Genomic DNA, 20,604 nt, shown 5'->3' on the forward strand with positions numbered 1-20,604 from the left:
ATGCTTGCGCGCGGTTTCAAATTCGCAGCTGCCGGCCTTGCGTTGACGGCGGTGAGCTGGCTCGCGATGGTCATCTGGTGGCAAAGCCGCCCACAGGTGATTGATGCCGGCGACGTGTTGCTGGGCCTCGTCGCCCTGCCGGCTGCGGTCTGTGCGCTGGCCCTGCTCGGGTGGTTTGTCTGGCGACGCGTCACGGCCCCTCCCGCGCCGGTGGCTGCCGCAAGCCCGGCCGCACCCGCCCAAGCTGCCGCTGCCGTCGCGGTGCCCGAGGCGCTGGTGCTGTCGATCGGCGTTGCGACGGCCGCTGGCGCCGACCCCGATGCGGTCATCGAGGCCATTGCCGCCGGTGATACACAACCCGAACCCGATGCGGATTTCATCGATACAGAGGGGCTGCCGGTGCGCCTCAAGCGAATCGATGATCTGGAATTCGATGAGCTGGATGCTTGGCTGGCGGACGATGCCGCGCGCGTGCCTAACGCGTTCCGGCGCGCCTTGGCGATGCTGCCGCAAGCCATGGATCCGGTCTTGCGTGATCTGGTGGATGCGATGCCGCCGCCCGCCTCGGTGCATGCCGCACCGCGCGCCTTGCCGATCACGGTGCGGGCGCTGATCCCCGAGGGGTGGGATGAGTCAATGCTTGCGTACGCAAAGCGCTGGATCGAGCACCGGATTGCCCTGGCCTGGGCGGAGACGCCGCCGCCGGTCAAGCTCACGAGCGCGCGTGAAGACGCCAGCGCGCACACGGAGCTGGCGGCATGGTTGAACGATGCCACGCAGGTTCGCGCGTTGATGCTGCTTAGCGTGCACAGTGCAGTGGATGAGGCGGCGATCGAGCAACTTGATCTGGATGGCAGGCTCTTCCGGCATGACCGCGCCGAAGGGGTGGTGCCTGGCGAGGCGGCGGCCTGCGTGTTGTTCGCTCGCGCGGGCATGACGCTCGGCATGGATGTCCTGGCCCGCCTCGCGCTTCCGCTTCGCGCTCAGCGTGATGCGGCACCCCGTGCAGCGGGGCGAGTCGATGCGGGCGTGCTGGAGGGGCTGATCGAGCGGAGCTTCCATGCCAGCCAGTGCGCCGCCGAGCAGGTAGCTTGCTTGGTTTGTGACGGCGACGTTCGTCCCAGCCGCGGCATCGAGGTCGCGAGCGCCATGAACAGCCAGCTGCCACAACTCGATCCGGTCAGCGATCGCATCGGCATCGGCGCCGCACTGGGCGATCTGGGGGCGGCCGGCGCAACGCTTGCGCTTGCCCTCGCTGCCAGTCAGGTGCGTGCCTTGCAGAAGCCGGTGGCGCTTGCCGCCATTGCCGACCCCACGCAGCGCAGCCTGGCCTTGCTGCAGCCCTACCTATCCGAGCCCGCCACAGCCTGAAGCGGGCCTAACCAAGACGAAACCGACCATGCGTGGATTCTGGAACTTCCTGACTGACAGCCGCACCTTGACGGTGATCGGTCTCTTGCTCGCAAGCGCGTTCCTGCTGCTTTCGGCGCAAACGCTCAAGCTCGCGTTCGGGTGGGCCTTGTTGGCAATCGCCCTGATCCTGCTGATCGCAGGCAGCGTCTGGTGGTGGCGTCGCCATCGCGCAAGGCAGGAAGCCGCCGCCTTGACCCAGATGCTCACGCACGAATCCGAGCGGGCAGTCAGTCGCGCCGTGCCCACCAAGCGGGGTGAAGTTGATGTGCTGCGCAAGCGCATGGCGGAGGCGATCTCGACCATCAAGGGCTCGAAACTCGGCGAACTCTCCGGCCGTGCCGCGCTGTATGAACTGCCCTGGTACATGGTGATCGGCAATCCGGCGGCCGGGAAAAGCTCAGCGGTGGTCAATTCCGGTTTGCAGTTTCCGTTTGCCGATCAGGGCGGCAGCATCATTCAGGGCATTGGCGGCACGCGGAACTGCGACTGGTTCTTCACCACGGAAGGCATTCTGCTCGACACCGCGGGCCGCTATGCGGTTGAAGAGGAAGACCGTGGCGAGTGGCTGGGCTTCTTGCACCTGCTCAAGCGCCATCGGCCCAAGGCGCCGATCAACGGGATCGTCGTGGCCGCAAGCGTGCAGGAGCTGACCCAGAACCGCCCCGAGTACGGCATCAAGCTGGCCAAGCAGATCCGCGCGCGGATGCAGGAGCTGACTGCCGAGCTTGAGGTGTTTGCGCCGGTGTATATCGTGTTCACCAAGGTCGACCTGGTTGCCGGATTTGCGGAGTTTTTTGACGATTTCGACGCGGCAGAGCGCGCCCGTGCGTGGGGCGCAACGCTGGCCTACGACGCAGATGGCACCGCGGATCCGGTCGAGCGCTTTGACACCCATTTCGACCGTCTTTACGAAGGGCTTCGCGAGCAGTCGGTTGAGCGGATGGCGCTCTACCGCGGCGAGAAGCTCGGTGCCGGCGTGCTGGCGTTTCCGCTTGAATTCCTTGCGGTGCGGCCTGCGCTGCGCGCCTTCATTGCCACACTGTTCGAAGACAACCCCTTCCAGTTCAAGCCGGTCTTTCGCGGCTTCTATTTCACCAGTGCGCTGCAGGAAGGGCGTGCGGCCGGTACGTCGAGCGAACGCATTGCCGATCGGTTCGGGCTCAAGCTCGCGCCCGCCGCTGACACCCCGATCTCGTCGCAGGGGGGCTTCTTCCTGCGCGACCTTTTCTCGAAGGTCATCTTCGCCGATCGTGCGCTGGTACGGCAGTACGCGAGCCGCACCCGCATGAGGGTGCGCGCGGCCGCCTTTGCCGGCTCGGTCGTGCTGTTTGGTCTGGTTCTGGGTGCGCTTGCCTGGTCCTATGTGTCGAACGAACGCCTGGTGTCGCATGTCGAGGCGGATCTGGCGAAGGCAGTCAAGGTGCAGGAGGGGCGCCAGGATCTGGCCTCACGTTTTGAGGCGCTCGAACTGATGCAGGACCGGATCGAGCAACTTGAGCGCTACGAGGAAGACCGGCCCCTGGGCTTGGGTTTCGGCCTCTACCAGGGGGATGCGCTCAAGCAGAAGTTGCGTCGCGAGTACCTGCAGGGGGTGGAGCAGGTGATGCTCAAGCCTGTTGCGTCGTCGCTGGAGAGCTATCTCGCGGAAGTGAATCGGCGCGGTGCGGAGCTTGCGCCGCAACAGGCCGCCGCGGATGCGTCAAAGCCGGCGGCGCGCGACACGGCCGCGCAGCCCTATCGCGATGCATCACCGACCGATGTCCAGGATGCCTACAACGCCCTCAAGACCTACCTGATGCTGGGCAGCCGCGAGCACCAGGAATCGGGGCATCTGAACGACCAACTGGCGCGCTTCTGGCGTAACTGGCTTGAGAACAACCGGGGTGAGATGCCACGGGAGCGCATGATCCGCTCCGCCGAGCGGATGCTCTCGTTTGTCATCGCGCAGAGCGCGCGGCCGGATTTCCCGGTGCTGGAGACGCGGCTCGCGCTGGTTGACCAGACCCGCGATACCTTGCGCAAGGTGGTCAAGGGGCAGCCGGCGCGGGAGCGCGTGTATGCGCAGATCAAGGCGCGGGCGGCAACGCGCTTCCCGGCGATGACGGTCGCACGGATCGTTGGCGACGAGGGGCGTGATGTGATGGCCGGCAGCCATGCGATTCCCGGCACGTTTACCCGCGAGGCGTGGGAGACCTACGTCGAGGCGGCGATCAAGGAAGCCGCGAGCAAGGAACTGCAAAGCACTGATTGGGTGCTCAAGACCGCAGCCCGCGACGACCTGTCACTGGAAGGCAGCCCGGAGCAGATCCAGAAGGCGCTGACCCTGATGTACAAGACCGAGTACGCCGCCGAGTGGAAGAAGTTCCTGCAGGGCGTTACGGTGGCCGACGTGACCGGCTTTGACGATGCCGTCAAACAACTCAATCGGCTTGGCGACCCGGTCAATTCGCCGATCGGCAAGGTCCTCGATACGGTCTACAAGCAGACCTCTTGGGACAACCCGTCTTTGCTCAATGCGGGGCTGGCCAAGGCCCAGCGCGGCTTCATCGATTGGTTCAAGCAAACCATACTGCGACAGTCGCCGGCGCCGATCAACGTCAACGTGTCGGCAGGCCCCAACGAGATTCCGATGGGGCCGGTGGGGCGGGAGTTCGCGGCCATCGCGAATCTGGTGGTCGAGCGCCCGGACGCGCGCGATGGCTCCCTGCTCAAGGGTTACCTGCAGTCGCTTGCGAAAGTGCGTTCGCGCTTCAACCAGATGAAGACCGCCGGTGATACCGGGCCGGCCGCCCGGCAGTTGATGATGCAGACGCTCGACGGTTCGGGCTCGGAGCTTGCCGACGCACTTCGCCAGGTCGACGAGCAGATGCTTTCGACGATTCCCGACGCGGCGCGTGCCACGATTCGTCCGCTGCTGGTGCGGCCCCTGATGATGGCCTTCGCCGTCATCGTCAAACCGACAGAAGCGGAGCTCAATCGCACCTGGACTGCGCAGGTGTATGACCCGTTCATGCGCGGCCTTTCCGAGAAGTACCCGTTCGCGGCCAACGCCCGGGTTGAAGCAGCGGCTGGCGAGATTGCCGTGGTCTTCGGGCCGGATGGCAGCGTCTCCAAGTTCGTCCAGACCTCGATGGGGCCCTTGGTGGTGCGTCGTGGCGACACGCTTGCGGCGCGGACCTGGGCCGATATGGGCGTGAAGCTGGCGCCGGAGTTCGCCGACAACTTTGCGCGCTATGTGGCGCCGGTGGCAGGTGCCGCAGCGGGCGGTGGCGATGGCGGCAGCGCATCGGGCGCGCCCCAGACGGTCTTTCAGATCCAGCCCTTGCCGGTATCCGGGGTGACGGAATACACCATCGAGATTGACGGCCAGGTGCTTCGCTACCGCATGGGCGTTCAGGATTGGGCCAATTTCGTCTGGCCTTCGAACAAGGGGGCGCCAGGCGCGAAGATCACTGCGGTGGCGTATGACGGCCGCACCGTTGAAGTGGCGAGCCAGCCGGGAGCTGCGGGGCTTGAGCGACTGATCGGCATGGCCGAGAAGAAGAAGCGCGCCGATGGCAGTTTTGAAATGACCTGGACCAACAACGGCATCTCGGTCAGCGTGAATCTGCGCATCGTCAGCAGTGCGCAGGCAGACACATCGGCCAATGCAAGTGCGCCACAGAAGTCCGGCCTGATCGGCATCCGTTTGCCGGCGGCGGTTGCGGGCAGTGCGTCCTGAAAGGCAGATCGGCGATGCGAATGACTGATCTTGCCGGGCGCGTGTGCTACTTCGGAAAACTGCCGGGGCGCGCTGACTTCGTGCGCAGTGCAAGTGGTGGCCCCTTGCTTGATCCGCTCGATGCCTGGGTGGCACATGCCCTCGAGTTGGCGGCCAGCGATCCGGGCTGGAAGGGCGCTTACGATCAGTGCGCGCCGGTAGACTTTGTTTTCCTCGGGGCGCGCAGTCCGGTCGCATTGGTTGGGCGCCTGGTGCCCAGCCAGGACGCTTCACAGCGGCGCTTTCCATTCATCGCGGCGGTCGCCTTGCCGGCGGAGTCGCCGTTGGCCTTGCTCGCCGACTTCCCCGCCTGCTTTGCGCCGGTGTGGCAACAACTGGCAGGCGCGATGGATGCAGCCTGTGTCGCAGAAGACCCGCGTCAGTCGCTTGAGATGCTCTCGTCGATCGAGTTTCCACTGCCCTTGCCCACGGGGAACGAGTTCAAGGACGCGCTCGGGCGCATGAATCTGGCGGATCTGGAGCAGCGCCTTCAGGGTGCCGGCCATCCCTTGAATCTGCGTCGCAGCATCCTGGCGATCGGCTTGCTGCTGGAACCCCTGCTCACGCAGGCGAATGCGCGAATGCAGCGCGGGCTGGTGATGCCCTTGCCGGGGGACGGCGCGGAACAGGTTGCCGTTGCCTGTTGGTGGACCTCAGCGATTTCGCTCTTTCTGGCGCGCGCTGATTTCGAGGTCGGTGCGTTCTCAGTGCGCCGTAACGGCCGGCCCGAGCTGATGTTCAGTTTCGCTGGCGCCGATGCGCGCGCTTTCCAGGCCCTGCTGTCGCCCAGTGCGGCGCAGGACTACCTCATCGATCTGTGCGACGCGGACTGGGTGGAAGACTACCTCGACAACGACTACGCGATCCGCAAGCTCGCGACTTACCTCGACATGCCGCGTCTTTCTCTGCGGCAGGCAGCAGACACCTTCAGCGAGGCCTTCCTTGGACGCTAGTATGAAAACTGCAATTCTTGCCTTGCTGATTGGCGCCAGCCTGTGCGCGGCTTCCGCCGCCCGCGCGACGACGCCTGAAGCGCCGATTGTGGCGACCGGCGCGGTGCCCGACGAGGCAGCCAAGGCGGCGATCCTCGCGCGCTTGCGTGAAGTCTTCGGCGCCGAACGTGTGGTCGACCAGATCAGCGTCGGTGGCGTGACCTCTCCGCCGCGCTGGGCCGAGCAGGTGCAGCGTTCGATTACGCCGCATCTCAAGGGCGTGAGCGCCGGCAGTCTTTCCGTTGACGGCACGCAAGTCGCCTTGAATGGCACGGTGGCCAGTGATCAGGCGCGGAAGGCCCTTGCCAGCGAGGTTGCGGCCAGTTTCAACAACCAGTTCGTGGTGAAGAACGGCCTCGCGGTGGCCGCTGGCGAGCAGCAACTGCTCGACCAGACGCTCGGAAACCGGATTGTCGAATTCGAGAGCGGCAAGGCCACACTGACCCCCACCGGCCAGCAGATTCTTGACGAGATGGCGAAGGCCCTGCAGAGCGTCAAGGGGCGTCGGGTGGAGATCATCGGTCACACCGACAGCGACGGATCGCGCGTCAGCAACCTCGCGCTGTCGCAGGCGCGAGCCAATGAGGTGCAGCGCTACCTGGTGGCAAAGGGGGGCGATGCGGCAATGCTGAGTACGACCGGAATGGGGCCGGATCGTCCGGTCGCATCGAACGCCTCACCCGAGGGGCGCGCGCGTAATCGGCGCATCGAGTTCCGCGTACTGGCGCCCTGAATCCTGGCTATTTCTGATTGACCGGTTTGGGGAAGGGCAGCATCGGCATTTCCGGCTCTTCCTTGGCCGGTTTTGGCGCGGGTTTGGCCGGCGGGCGCGGGTGAGGGCGGATTGGCGGCCGCTGCGGATAGGGATAAACCCACACCGGTTGTTCGTAGTGACGGGGGATCGGTCCGTCGAGCATGGCGTCGACGCTTTCCTCACAGTCAACCCCGCGGTCTTTCTCGCATCGCTCGATCATTCGCGCGCGCTTGGCCTTGAGTTCTGCCGCGCTGTTTGAGCCGCCCGTTTGCGCATTGCCGCCGCTTGCAGCCGCGGGCGCGGTTGGTGGTGAAGGCGGAGCAGGCTTGGCCGGCGCGGCCGGGGCTTCGAGTGACGGGATCACCGAAATGCCACCGCCGACCGGGCTCGCCTTTACATCTGCGGGCGGGGTGTCGCTGTAATGCGTCTGCCCCTGCGCGTCCACCCATTTCCACAACTCGGCGGCAGCGGGCGCGCTGAAACCGAGCGTCATGCACAGGAAGGCCGCGATCTTGCGACGCATAGGGGTTGCCTAAAGTGAGCCGTATGAATGCAGGCCCGAGAGGAACATGTTAACGCCAAGGAATGCGAAGGTGGTGACCAGCAAGCCGACCACCGCCCACCAGGCCAGCACCGCGCCGCGCAGCCCCTTGGTCAGCCGCATGTGCAGCCAGGCGGCGTAGTTCAGCCACACGATCAGCGCCCAGGTTTCCTTGGGGTCCCACTGCCAGTAGGTGCCCCAGGCTTCCGCCGCCCAGAGTGCGCCGAGAATCGTAGCAACGGTGAAGAAGGCAAAGCCGATCGCAATGGCGCGGTACATCACATCGTCGAGCAACTCCAGCGAGGGCAGGCGGCTTGCGAGCACTCCGCGCTCGGCGAACAGATAGGCCAGCCCGACCATTGCCGCGATGGCAAAGGCGCCATAACCGATGAAATTGGCGGGGACGTGGATCTTCATCCAGTACGACTGCAGCGCGGGGATCAGGGGCTGGATCTCGTGTGCATCGCGGGTGAAGCTGTACCAGAGCAGAAAGCCGACCGCTGCCGACACGATCAGCATGACAAAGGCGCCCAGCTTGCGGGTGGTGTAGTGGCGCTCGTAGTAGAGATACAGCAGGCCGGTGAGGATCACGAAGAGCACGAACACTTCGTAGAGGTTTGAGACGGGGATGTGGCCCACGTCGGGACCGATCAGGTAGGACTCGTACCAGCGCACCAGCATGCCGCTGAGGCCGGCACCGATTGATGCCCAGGTGAGCGCACTGCCGGCACGCTCGGCAAAGGGGGCGCGCGCCAGCAGGCCGAGCCAGAAGGCGCCGGTGGCGAAAAAGACCAGCGCACTCATCCAGGCAATCGAGGTTTGGCTGCTGAAGAAATACTTCAGCCAGAACACCTGTTCGGCGCGGGCCAGATCGTGCTGGTACAGCGAAATGCCCAGCAGTGCAGTGGCCGCGCTGATCGCAACGAGATTCCTGAATCCGCGCCAGTGCAAGAAGAGGGCCGCGAGCACAGGCACGGTGGAAACCAGGATGGCCTTCTCGTACACGTCCATGAACGCGCCGTACTCGCGCATCGCGTAGGCGGCGCCCAGCGACAGCGCCAGGATGGCCAGCCAGTCAGACAGGTCAGCGCGGCGGTTCCGCAAGAACCCCGGCAGTGATTGAACCTGTTCGCTCATTCTGATTCCCCCGAAATCGGTTTTTCGCCCAGCAGCACGCCCCGGTGGCGCGCGAACTCTTGTTCGACATCCATTGAAACGCGGTTTGCGCTCATCGCAAGAAGTGCCGTGCCATCGCGTTTGAGTAGCAGGAACAGGCGACGTTCCCGTACATAAAGCATGGCAAACACGCCAAGGGTCAGCAGCAAGGAGCCAAGGAAGACCCAATTCTTGCCTGGCGACTTGGTGGCTTGCAGCACGCTTGCCTGAACATGCTCAAAACCATTGAGCTGCAGGATCACCGGCGCGCCGTAGTGGAATGCGTCGCTCACCGCATTGAGCGTGTCGCGAATGTATTGCGCCCGCGCCGGAGAGGCCGCCAGCGGCGCAAGCCCCGCCTGTTCGCGCGAGACCTGCCAGGCTTGCCAAGCCACACCTTCGAGCACCTGCAGGAAGATACCGGCGGCGCGTTCCTGCTCCGCCTTTGGAATGCTCTTGTCGATGAAAGCGCCGAGCGACTCGAAGCCCTTGTCAGCAAAGAGCTTAATGGTACGTAGCGTGGTTTCTTCGAGCCGCGTGCTTCCCTCGCTGGACTGTCCGGATGCGAGCAGGGCAAAGCGTTTGGCGAGTTTGGGCTGGATCGTCTTGTCCAGCAGCAGCGAGCGGATCTGGAACCACTGATCGATTCGCCCTTCCTCGTCGGTGGGGATGCGCAGGTAGCGGAAACTCTGCGCGGCCTCTTCCCGCATGCCGGCCAGCATGAACCAGCGCCCGTCCTGTTCAACAGGCAGCATGTAGTTCGTGAATTCGCGCGCTTGCCCGGCGCTGTCGCGCAGCTTGTAGGTGAAGTTGGGGCCTACGTTCTGTTGGGTCTTGTGATCGGACGCCCTCGCGCCGCTGCCCAGGCGATCCTGCAGCCCGGCGATGCCGCCACGCCCGGCCGGCTGGTCGCCGACAGTTTCCACGTTGATGGCGCGAAAGCCGGTGAATTCGATGGTGTAGGCATAACCGGCGCCGCTGAGCTTTCCGCGTTCGCCGACGATGCCTTGGATATCTGCTGGCGCGTAGGCGCCGGGCTGCAGATCATGCGCGCGCAGTTGCAGGCGGCTGCCGCCGTCCTCAAAACTCGCTTGGTACAGTGATACACCGTGTATCTCGAAGGGCTTGTTCACCTCGATGGTGCGCGCCTCGGAAGTGCCGGTTTTCTTGTCGGTAATGATGATGTCACTGGCAAAACGCTTGGGCTGGCCGGTGTCGTAATGCTCGATGTGGAACTTCTTGAGCGATATGTCGAAGGGCAGTTCCTGCAGCAGGATGCCGTCTCCCTCCCGCAGCACGGCCATGTCCGCGGAACGTCCTTCCGGGATGTAAACGTTGCCGCGGAAGCTCCAGTTATCCACGCCGAGCCGGCTGCTCTGCGGGATGTCGACGATCAGTTGGTCTGAGGCGGTGGTCTGCTTGCCGCCAAGCGCCATCTGCAGCTTGAGCGGCAGGTTCCCGTCCAGCAGGCCGCCGAGGCAGATGATCACCATGCCGCCGTGCGCAAAGAAATAGCCGACGCGACTCCAGCTGCCGCGCTTGGCGGCGATCAGTACGCCGTCGTCCCGTTGATGTTCGCGCAACCGGAATCCGGCCTTGGCGAGATAGTCGCGCGCCGCAGCGGGGCTTGGGGCTGCTTCGGCCGGGGCTTCGGCATGCAGTTTGAACAGCCTCAGCGAGGCTTCCCGCGCGTGCTCCTTGAAGCTGCGCATCTCCTTGATCATCGGCCTTGTCTGGCGCGTGATGCACAGGCTGGTCGAGAGCACCAGGAAGCCAAGGATCGCGAGGAACCAGCCCGCGTTGTACACGCCGTACAGCCCGAGTCGTTCGAAAATCGGGAACCAGAAGGGGCCGAACTGATTCAGATATGCGTTGAAGGGTTCGTTCTGCCTGAGCACGGTACCGATGACCGATGCAATCGCGAGGATCGTCAGCAGGCTGATCGCAAAGCGCATCGAGCTCATCAGCTCGTAGAAGGCTTTTGCTGCGGATGTCTTTTTCATTGAATCGATTCAGGAGCGCAGCGCGCGTCACTCACCTTGATCGCGGTGCGGAACGAAAGGTTCCCGCCGTCGGGTGCATGGGGGCGCAGTGTGGGCAAGCAGCCATGGCTTGCAGACAGGCATGAAAAAGGGGCGGATCGCTCCACCCCTTTTCTGGCTCTGCCGGCGCGGATGACTCAGCGCAGGCCCGAGATGTAGTCCGACACAGCCTTGATTTCAGCATCGGTCATCTTCAATGCAATGCTACGCATCATCTTGTTCGGGTCGTTCGCGCGCTCTTCTGCGCGGAAGGCCTTCAACTGAGCTTCGGTGTAATCGAAGTGCTGGCCGCGCAGGGCCGGGTATTGCGACGGCAGGCCGGCACCGGCCGGGCCGTGGCAGCCCGCACAGGCTGGAACGCCCTTGCTTGCAATACCGGCACGCCAGATCTTCTGGCCCGCTTCGACTGTTTTGCGGTTCTTTGCCTCGCCAAGCGTGAGCTTTTGACTGGCAAAGTATTCGGCCAGCGCTTTCATGTCGGCGTCTTCAAGGGCCGCAACCATGCCGCCCATCACCGCATTCGGGCGCTCGGCGGGCTTGCCGTCCCAAGACTTGAAATTGCGCAGCTGCTTGTACAGGTATTCCTTGTGCTGCCCGGCCAGTTTCGGGTTTTGCGGAATCGTGCTGTTGCCATCTGCACTATGGCAGGCAACGCACACGGTTTCGGCGGTCTGCTTCGCCTTGGCGAGGTCCGGTTTTGCGGCCGCGTCAGCGGCAAACGCTTGCGTTGCGGCAAGCATGCTCAGAATCAGTACGTGCCTGATAGTCGGCTTCAACATGGTCCCCTCAAACCCGTGTCGGTCTTCAAACCTGATATTCTAATACAGCCCCACCCCGCACCGCCATGTACCGCTATCAGCACGCTCGTGTGCGAGCCAGCCGGCGCCTTCACTTGCAGTCCAAGCCATGTCCATTTTCCGTCACGCCCGCTTTGAGACCTCGTACGCAAAGCCCAATGCCTTGCCGGATTCGGCCGAGCCCGAAATCGCATTCGTGGGCCGCTCCAATGCCGGCAAATCCAGCGCGATCAATACGCTGGTGGGCCATAACCGTCTGGCTTTCGTGTCCAAGACGCCGGGCCGCACGCAGCTGATCAACTTCTTCCGCCTGCCCTCGGGCGTTGCGCTGGTCGACTTGCCCGGCTTTGGCTATGCGCAGGTGCCTGAACCGATCCGCCGCCAATGGCAAGACCTGCTTGAGAAGTACCTCACCCGCCGCCCGAACGTGATCGGCCTCATCCACATCATGGATTCGCGCCATCCACTCACGCATCTGGATCGCCAGTTGCTCGACTGGTTCACACCGTCCGGCCGCCCGGTGCACATTCTGCTGACCAAGTCGGACAAGCTCACCCGCGGTCCGGCCGCGCAGACCTTGATGGATGTGCGGCGCGAACTGGTGCAGTGGGGGCCGGCCGTCACCGCGCAATTGTTCTCCAGCCTCAAGAAAACCGGCATTGAAGAGTCGGAGCGGATTGTGACGAATTGGCTCTCGGATCTGATTCCCGAGCCCGGACAAGAAAAACCCCCGGCGCCATAGGCATTAAGCCGGGGGTGGAACGCCTTGCGGCAAGGTTCCCGCTCAGGGAGGAGAAGCGGGCAGGTGGTGGGCACCACCCGAGCGTTCAGAGCCAGGCCGAAGCAGAAAGTTCCAGAGAGAATTGCTCAACTATTCCGGACCGCATCCGAGATGACCGCCAACGCTGCTTTTCCCAATACCCGCATGCGCCGCATGCGTCGCGACGACTTCTCCCGCCGCCTGATGCGCGAGCACCAGCTGACGGCCAATGACTTGATCTACCCGGTGTTCGTGCTGGAAGGCGCGGGCATCGAGCAGCCGGTGGCTTCGATGCCGGGCGTTTCGCGTGTGTCGCTGGATAAGTTGCTTGCGCTCGCCGAGCAGGCGGTGACGCTGGGCGTGCCGGCCCTGGCCTTGTTCCCGGTAGTCGATGCGGGCCTCAAGTCGGCCAGTGCTGCCGAGGCCTGGAATCCGGACGGCCTTGTGCCGCGTGTCGTGCTGGCGCTCAAGGCACGCTTCCCCGAGCTTGGTCTGATTACTGATGTGGCGCTCGATCCCTACACCAGCCACGGGCAGGACGGCCTGATCGACCCGGCTGACCCGCGCGGCTATGTCATGAACGATGAAACGCTGGCCGCGCTGGAAAAACAGGCGCTGTGCCATGCGCAGGCGGGCGCCGACGTGGTTGCGCCGTCTGACATGATGGACGGCCGCATCGGCCGCATCCGCGCGGCGCTGGAAGCAAACGGCCAGGTCCACACGCGCATCCTCGCCTACTCGGCCAAGTACGCATCCAGCTTCTACGGCCCCTTCCGTGATGCGGTCGGGTCGGCTGGCAATCTGGGCAAAGGTAACAAGTACACCTACCAGATGGATCCGGCCAATTCGGACGAAGCGATCCGCGAGGTCGCGCTCGACATCGCCGAGGGCGCCGACATGTTCATGGTCAAGCCCGGCATGCCCTATCTGGACATCGTGCGCCGCGTGAAGGCCGAGCTGCAGGTGCCGACTTTCGTCTACCAGGTCAGCGGCGAGTACGCGATGCTCAAGGCCGCCGCCCAGAACGGCTGGCTCGACGAGCGCGCCTGTGCGCTTGAAGCCTTGCTGGCGTTCAAGCGGGCGGGTGCGGATGGCATCCTGAGCTACTTCGCGCTCGACGCCGCCCGCTGGCTGAAAGAAGACGCAGCCGGCTGATGCTTCACGTCAGGCCGATGACGCCGGGCGATCTCGACCCGGTGTTCGATTTGCAGTGCCGCGCGCACACCCCGGATTACCACGAGTCCCGCGCGGCGCTCGCGAGTCGCTTTGCGCGCGGCCGCAAGCACTGCTTTGTCGCCGAACTGGGCCACCACGCGGTGGCCTATCTGCTGGCCCACCCATGGGCGGGCGACCCGCCGGTCTTGCACCATCCGCTGCCCGCGGCAGTCCAGGCCGAGCACCTGTTCCTGCATGATCTGGCGGTATTGCCGGAAGCCCGCGGCGCGGGTGCCGCGGCGGCGCTGATCGCGGCGCTCGAAAAGCAGGGGCGCCGCGACGGCTTTGGCGAGATCCGCCTGGTGGCTTTGGTCAATGCGGTCGGATTCTGGCAACGGCTCGGCTGGAAGCCGCTGCCCGGCGCGCGGCTTGACCGCAGCTACGGCGTCGGCGCGCGCGTGAAGACGCGCGCCATTGGCTAGCAATGGCGCTGCACGCTTGATACGTCTGCTCATACTACTGATGGCTGTTGCGTGGTGCGGCACGGTTGCATACGGAGCCCCGGTGGAAGTGACCTTGCACGAGCCCTCATCGAGGCGTCCGCTTCCTTTGATGGTGTATCAGCCGGCTGATGCTGCTTGTGCGACACCCTGCAAGGTTGTGCTGTTCGGCACCGGCTACCGCGTGGGCCGGCATGAGTATTCTTTCTTGGGGGGCGCCCTGGCGCGTGCCGGTTACTTGACGGTCGTGTTGCAGCACGATTTGTCGAACGATGCGCCGATGCCTAGCACGGGGGATATCGCCAAGGACCGCGGGCCATTCTGGCGGACAGGAGAGCTCGCGCTTGCATCGATTCTGAAGCAGCTCCCGAGCTACTTCCCCGCCTACGATTGGACCTCGGTCGTGTTGTCCGGCCATTCTCAGGGGGGTGACATTGCCGCCCTGTTCGCAGGCAAGAACCCGGAGCACGTGCGTGTGCTATTCACACTGGATAATCGCCGGGTGCCCTTGCCACGTGGCGCCGTCTTTCCCGTACTTTCCCTGCGGAGTGCAGATCAGGCGCCGGACCCGGGCGTCTTACCCCCGCCCGGGTCGGCGATATGCACGCTTGATATGCCGCAGAGTACCCACGACCGGATGACCGACTCAGGGGACAATTCCGCGAAAGACGTCTTGGCGAGTGCCGTCTTGCGCTTTCTTGAGCAAGGCGAGTGCGCCAGGTGACTGTCGTGTCGGGCGTCTGGCCGAGACCAACATCCGGATGCCTTGTCTGCGCACTCTCCCGTCTCGCGCCCCAGGGGTTCAGGCCGGTTTCTTTGTCGCGACCGGCGTACCCGATGAACGCAGGTTCGCTACCTTGAGCAGCAGATCAAACCAGAACGGTGCGCCGAAGCTCACGCTCAGCGCCGTCAGCAGCAGGCCGGCGAGCTTGAGCAGGTGTTCGAGCCAGCTGCCGCGCTGGAATTGCTTGGTGCACAGGCGGATGGATTCCTCCACGCCGCGATCGGGCTCTGACAGGCAGTTGTAGCCGATTGGCAAGCCGCGGTCGCGCCCCGCTTCGAGTAGCGCGGCGAGTTCGATCTCCCGTTCGCTCGCCACGCGTGTTGCCGGCGCGCTGACCAGGGTGCGCAGTGCTGGCTCGCTGGCCAGCGCGCGGGCGACCTGCAGCGTGTCGATGTTCATGACCAGGGCGACGACGAGCCCGACGCCAAAGAGCAGGCGCTGGATGTGCCGCTTGTACCAGCCGCCGATGCGATCCATCTGGCTGTCGAACCATTCCGCCAGCGCTTTGCGCAGATCGTCGAGCGACTTGCCGTTGCGCAAGGCCAGGCGCGCGAGTGGCTCGCCCACGGCGATGCCGCATTCGCCCAGAAACTGGGCCGAGCGGGCGAACTCTGCAACGATCGGGTCGAGGCCGGCGGGAACCGGGCGCTCGGGAAAGCCCGAGATGCCCATCGCCTGGGCGCGTGAGGGAATGATGTCGAGCACCGCTGCGACAAACCGCTCGCTGGCTAGGTAAGACGGTGCGCCGTGGCGCTTGCCTGCGCGCACGGTGTTGGCAACCGCAGGGTGGTGAATCAGGCGGCGGTAGAGCGATTCTTCACCCATCAGGTGGAACAGGCTCTCGCGCAGGTACCGGCCGCGCAAGCCCAGCCACGCCGAGAGGGCTTCCACCAGTGACGAGCAGAACACCGAGAGCCCGGCAAACAGCAGCGTCAGGCCGAGCATGACATCGATCAGGGTGAGCATCATGCGCGCACCTCCGGCCCGGCGAAGACGCGGTCGGCATCACTGGCCGCGTGCAGGTGTTCGCGCCCGGCATGGGCCAGGTTGAGCGGCCGGTAGTCCGGATCGTTGCTCCATTTGTCCCAGGCGGTGGGGTGAACCATCTCGTTGAGCCCTTCCACACAGATTTGCCGCAAATGCCGCTTTGAGAAAAGGCGGTAGAGCCCGCCGATGAAGCTGCGCCAGGCGTCGATGGTGGGGGCGAGGTACTCGCTGCCGTCCAGCCGCAGGCGGCGCGGCGCAAAGTGCCCGCCCTCCGGTTCTTCGATGTGCTGGCGGAAGCGGACGAACGGGGCCGCCTGCGAGGCCATCCACAGCAGGCTGACTTCGCACAGCGCGTCGTCCGGGTAGCCGCCGCCCACTTGCGCGTGGCAACCGGGGAACCACATCTGGATTACGTCGGCGCCGGCGCGGGCGGTGGTCCAGAGCACCGGCGCATAGTCGGCCCGGTGTTCGTCGATTGCCAGTGCCTGGCGGGCCACCCGCACATGGTCTGGCAGCTCGGTATTGCCAAAGCGCAGGTAGGTGCGGCCCAGGGGCGGCCAGCTCAGGTTGAGGCGTGGCACGCCGAGGGCGCCGACCGTGTCCCACACGCCAAGAAAATCAACCGGCACGGTCTCGCAACGCCAGCCCCCCGGCAGTTGCGGCGCCGTGCGGGTTTCGCGCGCGGTCTTGACGGCGTCGATGGCGGCGCTGAAGGTGTCCGCGCTGCCACCCCGCACAAGCCCGGGGCTTCCCAGCAAGGCGGCCAGCACCCGTGCGGTGTAGGCGCCGCGCGAGAAGCCGACGATGACGATGCGATCACCCTCGCGGTAGCGGGTGGCGAGCCAGCGGTAGGCCTGCATCACGTTCCCCAGCAGGCCAGAGCCGAACATGCCGCCGGTGAGGCGTTCGCGCAGGCGCTGGCGCGCACGGCCGGCCTCCGGGATGCCGACACCCTCGTCGTAATAGGTCAGCTGCCGTTCGTCGCGCATCAGCTGTTCGAACAGGCGAACGACGTTCGTGCGCGAGCCGACGTCGTTCCAGGTACCGTCAAGGCAGACGACGAGGGTGCGGGAGTCTTGGTCCGTCATGGTGTTCCGTCGGTGTGGGCGCCAAATCTCTTGATGGCACGATGCGTGGGCTTTTGCAAGCGTGATGTGCGCGCGCAGGGCGGCTGCGGGGCTGCGTGTGCGGCCCGCTATCGCACAAGGTGTGTGGCACGCCTCAGGTCTAGAATGCTGCGCAGCTTCACGTCGACGCAGGCCGGGTGGGTGCTGCCGCGATTGATCCAGACGGTGCCCATCCCCAGAGCCTTGGCGGCGCGCAGGTTGGGCAGGGTGTCTTCGACCAGCACGCAGCGGTGCGCCGGCACCCTCAGGGCATGCAGCACATGGCGGAAGGCGCGCGTCTGGGGTTTGGGCTGCAGCCCGAGTTGTTCGATGCCGAACACCGCCTCAAAGCTGCGATCGAGCCCGATGCCCGCGAGCACCGCGTTGGCGTAGGCGCGCGGCGCGTTCGAGAAGACCACCTTGCGCCCCGGCAGCATGCGCAGCCGTGCCGCCAGTGCGCGCTGGAACACCAGCATCTGCTTGAGTTGCGGGAACTGGTGGGTGTGGTGGAGGAAGTGGTCCGGATCGGTGCCGTGATGCCGCATCAGCCCGAGCAGGGTTGCGCCGTAGCGATGCCAGTAGTCGATCCGCAGCGCGTTGGCGGCGGATTCGTCGAGACCCAGATTGCGCATCAGGTAGTCGGTCATCGACCGGTTGATGTGCGGAAAGATGTGCGGGCTTGCGTCGTGCAGCGTGTTGTCCAGATCGAACAGCCAGATCCGGTGTGCCTGCGTCGTGGAAGTTGTCATCAAGGGGTGTCGCCCGGGCGAGGTTTGAACTGGATCACCGAGCGGCCGTCCTCAAGCGTTTTGGGGGCAGCCTTCCAGGCATGGCCATAGATGATCTCGAAGCTGGCGGGCAAGCGGCCGTCTTGCCGCAGTTGCTCGTAAGCGGCCCGCGCGCGAGCCCAGGCGCCTTTGCCCGCAAGGCCGCGCGGCCGGGCGTCGGAAACATTGGTGGCGCCGGCACGGCGCAGGTCGGCCAGCAGGCCGTCGAGATCGGCGTAGGTGAGGGTGATGGTTTCCATGTCCATCACCGGCTCAGAGAAGCCGGCCCGGACCAGGCAGTCCCCCAGATCGTGCATGTCGATGAAGCGGTGGACCCGTTCGCCGCTGCCGGCGGGCATCGCGGCGCGCAGCTCCTTCAGGGTGTCCGGGCCCAGCGTCGAGAACATCAACATGCCGCCCACTTCCAGCACCCGGTGCATTTCGCGCACTGCCGGCATCGGATCGGCAAGCCAGTTGAGCATCAGGTTCGACCACACCATCTGCATCGTGGCGCGCGCCAGCGGCAAGGCTTCCACATCGCCGCAGATCAGGCGCGGATCGGTGCTGCGGGCGCCGCCCAGCAGGCGTTGGAAGAAGCTGCGTTCGCTGCGCGCCATCTGGATCAGCGGCAGCGCGAAGTCCACGCCGAAGCGTTCGGCCTTGGGGTAGCGCTCGCCGAGCAGGGCGAAATCCGGGCCGATGCCACAGCCGGCATCGAGCAGGCGCGCCGGTTCGTGGCGGATGTAGGCAAGGCGCTCGGCCATGCGCTGCGCGACCTCGCGTGCGAGAAAGCCGCCTGCGTCGGCGTGTGGCGCGCTCCGCCCGAAGCGCAGCCGCGCCGCCCGGCGGTCGAGCGAAAAGTCCTGCGGGATTGTCATGAGCGAGGATTCTACCTTCCCCGGCGTAGGCGGGCGGGCTGTTGCGCGGCCGTCCGCCCGGGGCGCTGGCGCCGGGCGGCACGGTAAACCTTGAAGGCTGCGCGGCGGCCGGCTATGGTCTGGCTCGCCCATTCAAGCATTTGCTTGCTTGGGCCGTTAATGCGCCATCCAACCTCGTCCAACCCTTTGCCAGAAACGCTCAGAACAATGCGATTGCCCCTTTTGCCGCTTGCGCTTGTGCGCAGCCTGATTGCCGGGCTGCTGTGCTGGATGGCCGCAAGCGGCGCAGTGCTCGCCAGTATCGCGAGCGAGATTGAAGCGATCGAGCGCCGCCATGGCGCCGACGCCGAAGTGGTGATCGAGAAGATCCGCCAGTACGAAGGGCCGGCGCGCAAGGCCGGTGGTGCGGATTTGCGGGTGTTTCTCTCGGCATGGGGCTTCGCCCACGCGGCGGCGTCCAAGCTGGGCGTGGCCGAAGCGGCGCTCGCTGATCTCTCGCGCCTGGCCGAGCAGACGAAAGACCCGGAAACCGAGGCGTCTGCCTATGTCTTGCGGGCCAGCCTGCTCGATATGTCCGGCCGCGTGCGCGACGCGAAGATTTGGTCGGACAAGGCGATGCCACTGATTGCAAAGACCAAGGACGGCAGCCTTGCCTACTGGGCGCATTCGGTGGCCGCGATCCTGGCGTACGAGACTGGCAGCCTGGCAAGCGCGGTGACCCACTTCCAGCAGGCCCGCCAGATCGCAGAGGCATCGAACGACTTGCGCCGCGTCAGCCAGTCTTACCTGAACATGCTGTCCGTCTTGATTGTCATGAAGGACTGGGATGCTGCGCTGGAGGCCATCGACAAGGGCTATGCCGCCGCCGAGAAAGACGGCCAGAAGAGCCTGATGTTGCTGGCACGCAGCTATGAGGTGATTGCCGCCGAGGGCAAGGGCGATCTGGCGCGGCAACGGGCGGCGAGTGAAGCGTCGGTGGCGCTGGCCGAGGGCAGCGCGGGCCGGGTGGCGCAGATCGAGGCGGCGCTCAGCCTGGCGGACGTCAGTCTGCGGGCTGGCAACTACGAAACAGCGCTGGCCCACGCGCAGCGCATCGCCGTGCTGGCGGCGGAAATCGATGATCCGGCCTACAAGGCCGACGCCAATATTTTTCGTGGCCTTGCTTTGGTGGGCTTGCGCAAGCTGCCGGAGGGGCGGCGTCTGGTGGACGAAGGTTTCGCCTACTACCGTACGGTCGAGGCGAAAACCGACCTGTTGATATGGATCCAGCAGTACGGCGACATGCTTGAGCGGGCGGGCGACGTCAAGCATGCGCTGGAACAGGTACGCGAAGCGCAGAAGATGGAAAACGAGATGGTGTCGGCCGATCGACGCCGCGTCTTGCTTGAGCTTCAGCAGAAGTACGCCGCAGACGCGCGCGAGAAGGAAATTGCCTTGCTCAGCCGCGATAACGCCTTGAAGACTGCCGCGCTGGCGCAGGAGCGCACTTCGCGGCACCTGTGGTGGGCGCTGGCGGCGGTGTTCGTGCTGGCAACCCTGCTGGCCCTGTCGCTGTTCTTGCGGGTGCGGCGTGCGAACCAGTTGCTGGCGGCGAAGAACACCGATCTTGAATACCTCAGCGCGCACGATCCGCTCACCGGTTTGCTCAATCGCCGCCATTTCACCGGCGTGCTCGAATCCATGGCGACCGCTGTGCCGCATCGCCGTGTTGGCGATGCGGATGATCTTGTGCGGGCGGTCTTCCTGCTGGACGTGGACCGCTTCAAGCGGATCAACGATACGCACGGTCATGGTATTGGCGACAAGGTGCTGGTCAGCGTTGCGCACCGCCTGCGCGCGGCTCTGCGCGACAGCGAGACCGTCGTGCGCTGGGGGGGCGAGGAGTTCCTGGTGCTTGCGCCGGCCATTGCGCTCGGGCAACTGGATGAACTGGCCGTGCGGCTGCTCAACACCGTGGGCGCCGAGCCGGTGGACCTGGATGGCGCCAAGCTCAGGGTCACGATCAGTCTTGGCTATGCGCCGCTCGAAATGCCCGATGACCCAGAGCCCGCGAACTGGGAGCACGCCCTGCATCGCGCCGATCAGGCCCTGTTCCTGGCCAAGCGGCGGGGGCGCAATCAGGCGATTGGCGTGCATTCGATCGCCGATGTCGCCGCGCTTGAGGCGGATGCCGAGACGTCGCCGCGCTCGATTGTCGGGCCGGCGGGCTGAAC

The 20,604-nt window shown here is 65.1% G+C and carries 17 protein-coding genes; 9 read left to right on the forward strand and 8 right to left on the reverse strand.

Annotated elements, in window-relative coordinates; genetic code table 11:
- Genes OPU71_RS02605 through OPU71_RS02620 form a run of 4 tightly spaced genes read left to right on the forward strand, consistent with a single transcriptional unit; the run spans position 1 to position 6,898 of the window.
- Positions 1 to 1,371 (forward strand): hypothetical protein, encoded by a 1,371-nt coding sequence (locus OPU71_RS02605; RefSeq protein ID WP_267724731.1) that lies wholly within the window; start codon positions 1 to 3, stop codon positions 1,369 to 1,371.
- A 28-nt stretch (positions 1,372 to 1,399) separates the two neighbouring features.
- Entirely contained in the window at positions 1,400 to 5,134 is a 3,735-nt protein-coding gene (gene tssM / locus OPU71_RS02610; protein ID WP_267724733.1) for a type VI secretion system membrane subunit TssM, read from the forward strand.
- A gap of 20 nt (positions 5,135 to 5,154) precedes the next feature.
- Positions 5,155 to 6,126, forward strand: a complete 972-nt coding sequence (gene tagF / locus OPU71_RS02615) for a type VI secretion system-associated protein TagF (protein ID WP_267724735.1) — start codon at positions 5,155 to 5,157, stop codon at positions 6,124 to 6,126.
- 1 nt (position 6,127) lies between these two features.
- The gene (locus tag OPU71_RS02620) at positions 6,128 to 6,898 is read left to right on the forward strand and encodes an OmpA family protein (RefSeq protein ID WP_267724737.1); all 771 of its coding nucleotides are present in this window, start codon (positions 6,128 to 6,130) and stop codon (positions 6,896 to 6,898) included.
- Positions 6,899 to 6,905: 7 nt separating this feature from the next.
- Here the strand turns inward: OPU71_RS02620 and OPU71_RS02625 are convergent, their stop codons facing one another.
- The 4 genes from OPU71_RS02625 to OPU71_RS02640 form a co-directional block, all read right to left on the reverse strand.
- Positions 6,906 to 7,442, reverse strand: a complete 537-nt coding sequence (locus OPU71_RS02625; RefSeq protein WP_267724739.1) for a DUF4124 domain-containing protein — start codon at positions 7,440 to 7,442, stop codon at positions 6,906 to 6,908.
- A 9-nt stretch (positions 7,443 to 7,451) separates the two neighbouring features.
- Positions 7,452 to 8,597: a c-type cytochrome biogenesis protein CcsB gene (gene ccsB / locus OPU71_RS02630; RefSeq protein WP_267724742.1), complete on the reverse strand. Its 1,146-nt coding sequence runs from the start codon at positions 8,595 to 8,597 to the stop codon at positions 7,452 to 7,454.
- Positions 8,594 to 10,618, reverse strand: coding sequence for a cytochrome c biogenesis protein ResB (locus OPU71_RS02635; protein WP_267724746.1), 2,025 nt, complete (start codon positions 10,616 to 10,618; stop codon positions 8,594 to 8,596). The genes ccsB and OPU71_RS02635 overlap by 4 nt, the downstream gene beginning before the upstream one ends.
- Positions 10,619 to 10,794: 176 nt before the next feature.
- The gene (locus OPU71_RS02640; protein ID WP_267724749.1) at positions 10,795 to 11,436 is read right to left on the reverse strand and encodes a c-type cytochrome; all 642 of its coding nucleotides are present in this window, start codon (positions 11,434 to 11,436) and stop codon (positions 10,795 to 10,797) included.
- A 127-nt stretch (positions 11,437 to 11,563) separates the two neighbouring features.
- Here OPU71_RS02640 and yihA point away from each other — a divergent pair, with 127 nt between their 5' ends.
- From yihA to OPU71_RS02660, 4 genes are all read left to right on the forward strand, one after another.
- Positions 11,564 to 12,196, forward strand: coding sequence for a ribosome biogenesis GTP-binding protein YihA/YsxC (gene yihA, locus OPU71_RS02645; RefSeq protein ID WP_267724752.1), 633 nt, complete (start codon positions 11,564 to 11,566; stop codon positions 12,194 to 12,196).
- A gap of 150 nt (positions 12,197 to 12,346) precedes the next feature.
- Positions 12,347 to 13,369: a porphobilinogen synthase gene (gene hemB, locus OPU71_RS02650; RefSeq protein ID WP_267724754.1), complete on the forward strand. Its 1,023-nt coding sequence runs from the start codon at positions 12,347 to 12,349 to the stop codon at positions 13,367 to 13,369.
- Positions 13,369 to 13,851, forward strand: a complete 483-nt coding sequence (locus OPU71_RS02655; protein WP_267724755.1) for a GNAT family N-acetyltransferase — start codon at positions 13,369 to 13,371, stop codon at positions 13,849 to 13,851. The genes hemB and OPU71_RS02655 overlap by 1 nt, the downstream gene beginning before the upstream one ends.
- An 82-nt stretch (positions 13,852 to 13,933) precedes the next feature.
- Positions 13,934 to 14,593: a hypothetical protein gene (locus OPU71_RS02660; RefSeq protein WP_267724756.1), complete on the forward strand. Its 660-nt coding sequence runs from the start codon at positions 13,934 to 13,936 to the stop codon at positions 14,591 to 14,593.
- 78 nt (positions 14,594 to 14,671) lie between these two features.
- Here OPU71_RS02660 and OPU71_RS02665 read toward each other — a convergent pair whose 3' ends face one another.
- The 4 genes from OPU71_RS02665 to OPU71_RS02680 form a co-directional block, all read right to left on the reverse strand.
- Positions 14,672 to 15,622, reverse strand: coding sequence for a hypothetical protein (locus OPU71_RS02665; RefSeq protein WP_267724758.1), 951 nt, complete (start codon positions 15,620 to 15,622; stop codon positions 14,672 to 14,674).
- Positions 15,619 to 16,728, reverse strand: a complete 1,110-nt coding sequence (locus tag OPU71_RS02670) for a DUF2235 domain-containing protein (RefSeq protein WP_267724759.1) — start codon at positions 16,726 to 16,728, stop codon at positions 15,619 to 15,621. The genes OPU71_RS02665 and OPU71_RS02670 overlap by 4 nt, the downstream gene beginning before the upstream one ends.
- A gap of 107 nt (positions 16,729 to 16,835) precedes the next feature.
- On the reverse strand, positions 16,836 to 17,495 hold the full coding sequence (locus OPU71_RS02675) for a pyrimidine 5'-nucleotidase (RefSeq protein ID WP_267724760.1): 660 nt from the start codon (positions 17,493 to 17,495) through the stop codon (positions 16,836 to 16,838).
- Positions 17,495 to 18,391, reverse strand: a complete 897-nt coding sequence (locus tag OPU71_RS02680; RefSeq protein ID WP_267724761.1) for a methyltransferase domain-containing protein — start codon at positions 18,389 to 18,391, stop codon at positions 17,495 to 17,497. The genes OPU71_RS02675 and OPU71_RS02680 overlap by 1 nt, the downstream gene beginning before the upstream one ends.
- A gap of 207 nt (positions 18,392 to 18,598) precedes the next feature.
- Between OPU71_RS02680 and OPU71_RS02685 the strand changes: the two genes are divergently transcribed.
- Positions 18,599 to 20,602, forward strand: coding sequence for a diguanylate cyclase (locus OPU71_RS02685; RefSeq protein WP_267724762.1), 2,004 nt, complete (start codon positions 18,599 to 18,601; stop codon positions 20,600 to 20,602).
- The last annotated feature ends 2 nt before the right edge of the window (positions 20,603 to 20,604 follow it).

The organism is Niveibacterium sp. 24ML, assembly GCF_026586805.1.
In the GTDB taxonomy this organism is placed as follows: Bacteria; Pseudomonadota; Gammaproteobacteria; order Burkholderiales; family Rhodocyclaceae; genus Niveibacterium.

What these genes read in the sequence shown, in the direction of transcription:
- ccsB (WP_267724742.1), bottom strand. Translation starts at nt 8,597, where the DNA reads ATGAGCGAACAGGTTCAATCACTGCCGGGGTTCTTGCGGAACCGCCGC.
- OPU71_RS02670 (WP_267724759.1), bottom strand. Translation starts at nt 16,728, where the DNA reads ATGACGGACCAAGACTCCCGCACCCTCGTCGTCTGCCTTGACGGTACC.
- OPU71_RS02685 (WP_267724762.1), top strand. Translation starts at nt 18,599, where the DNA reads ATGCGATTGCCCCTTTTGCCGCTTGCGCTTGTGCGCAGCCTGATTGCC.
- OPU71_RS02675 (WP_267724760.1), bottom strand. Translation starts at nt 17,495, where the DNA reads ATGACAACTTCCACGACGCAGGCACACCGGATCTGGCTGTTCGATCTG.
- tssM (WP_267724733.1), top strand. Translation starts at nt 1,400, where the DNA reads ATGCGTGGATTCTGGAACTTCCTGACTGACAGCCGCACCTTGACGGTG.
- OPU71_RS02665 (WP_267724758.1), bottom strand. Translation starts at nt 15,622, where the DNA reads ATGATGCTCACCCTGATCGATGTCATGCTCGGCCTGACGCTGCTGTTT.
- OPU71_RS02625 (WP_267724739.1), bottom strand. Translation starts at nt 7,442, where the DNA reads ATGCGTCGCAAGATCGCGGCCTTCCTGTGCATGACGCTCGGTTTCAGC.
- OPU71_RS02635 (WP_267724746.1), bottom strand. Translation starts at nt 10,618, where the DNA reads ATGAAAAAGACATCCGCAGCAAAAGCCTTCTACGAGCTGATGAGCTCG.
- tagF (WP_267724735.1), top strand. Translation starts at nt 5,155, where the DNA reads ATGACTGATCTTGCCGGGCGCGTGTGCTACTTCGGAAAACTGCCGGGG.
- yihA (WP_267724752.1), top strand. Translation starts at nt 11,564, where the DNA reads ATGTCCATTTTCCGTCACGCCCGCTTTGAGACCTCGTACGCAAAGCCC.
- OPU71_RS02655 (WP_267724755.1), top strand. Translation starts at nt 13,369, where the DNA reads ATGCTTCACGTCAGGCCGATGACGCCGGGCGATCTCGACCCGGTGTTC.
- OPU71_RS02620 (WP_267724737.1), top strand. Translation starts at nt 6,128, where the DNA reads ATGAAAACTGCAATTCTTGCCTTGCTGATTGGCGCCAGCCTGTGCGCG.
- OPU71_RS02640 (WP_267724749.1), bottom strand. Translation starts at nt 11,436, where the DNA reads ATGTTGAAGCCGACTATCAGGCACGTACTGATTCTGAGCATGCTTGCC.
- OPU71_RS02680 (WP_267724761.1), bottom strand. Translation starts at nt 18,391, where the DNA reads ATGACAATCCCGCAGGACTTTTCGCTCGACCGCCGGGCGGCGCGGCTG.
- hemB (WP_267724754.1), top strand. Translation starts at nt 12,347, where the DNA reads ATGACCGCCAACGCTGCTTTTCCCAATACCCGCATGCGCCGCATGCGT.
- OPU71_RS02605 (WP_267724731.1), top strand. Translation starts at nt 1, where the DNA reads ATGCTTGCGCGCGGTTTCAAATTCGCAGCTGCCGGCCTTGCGTTGACG.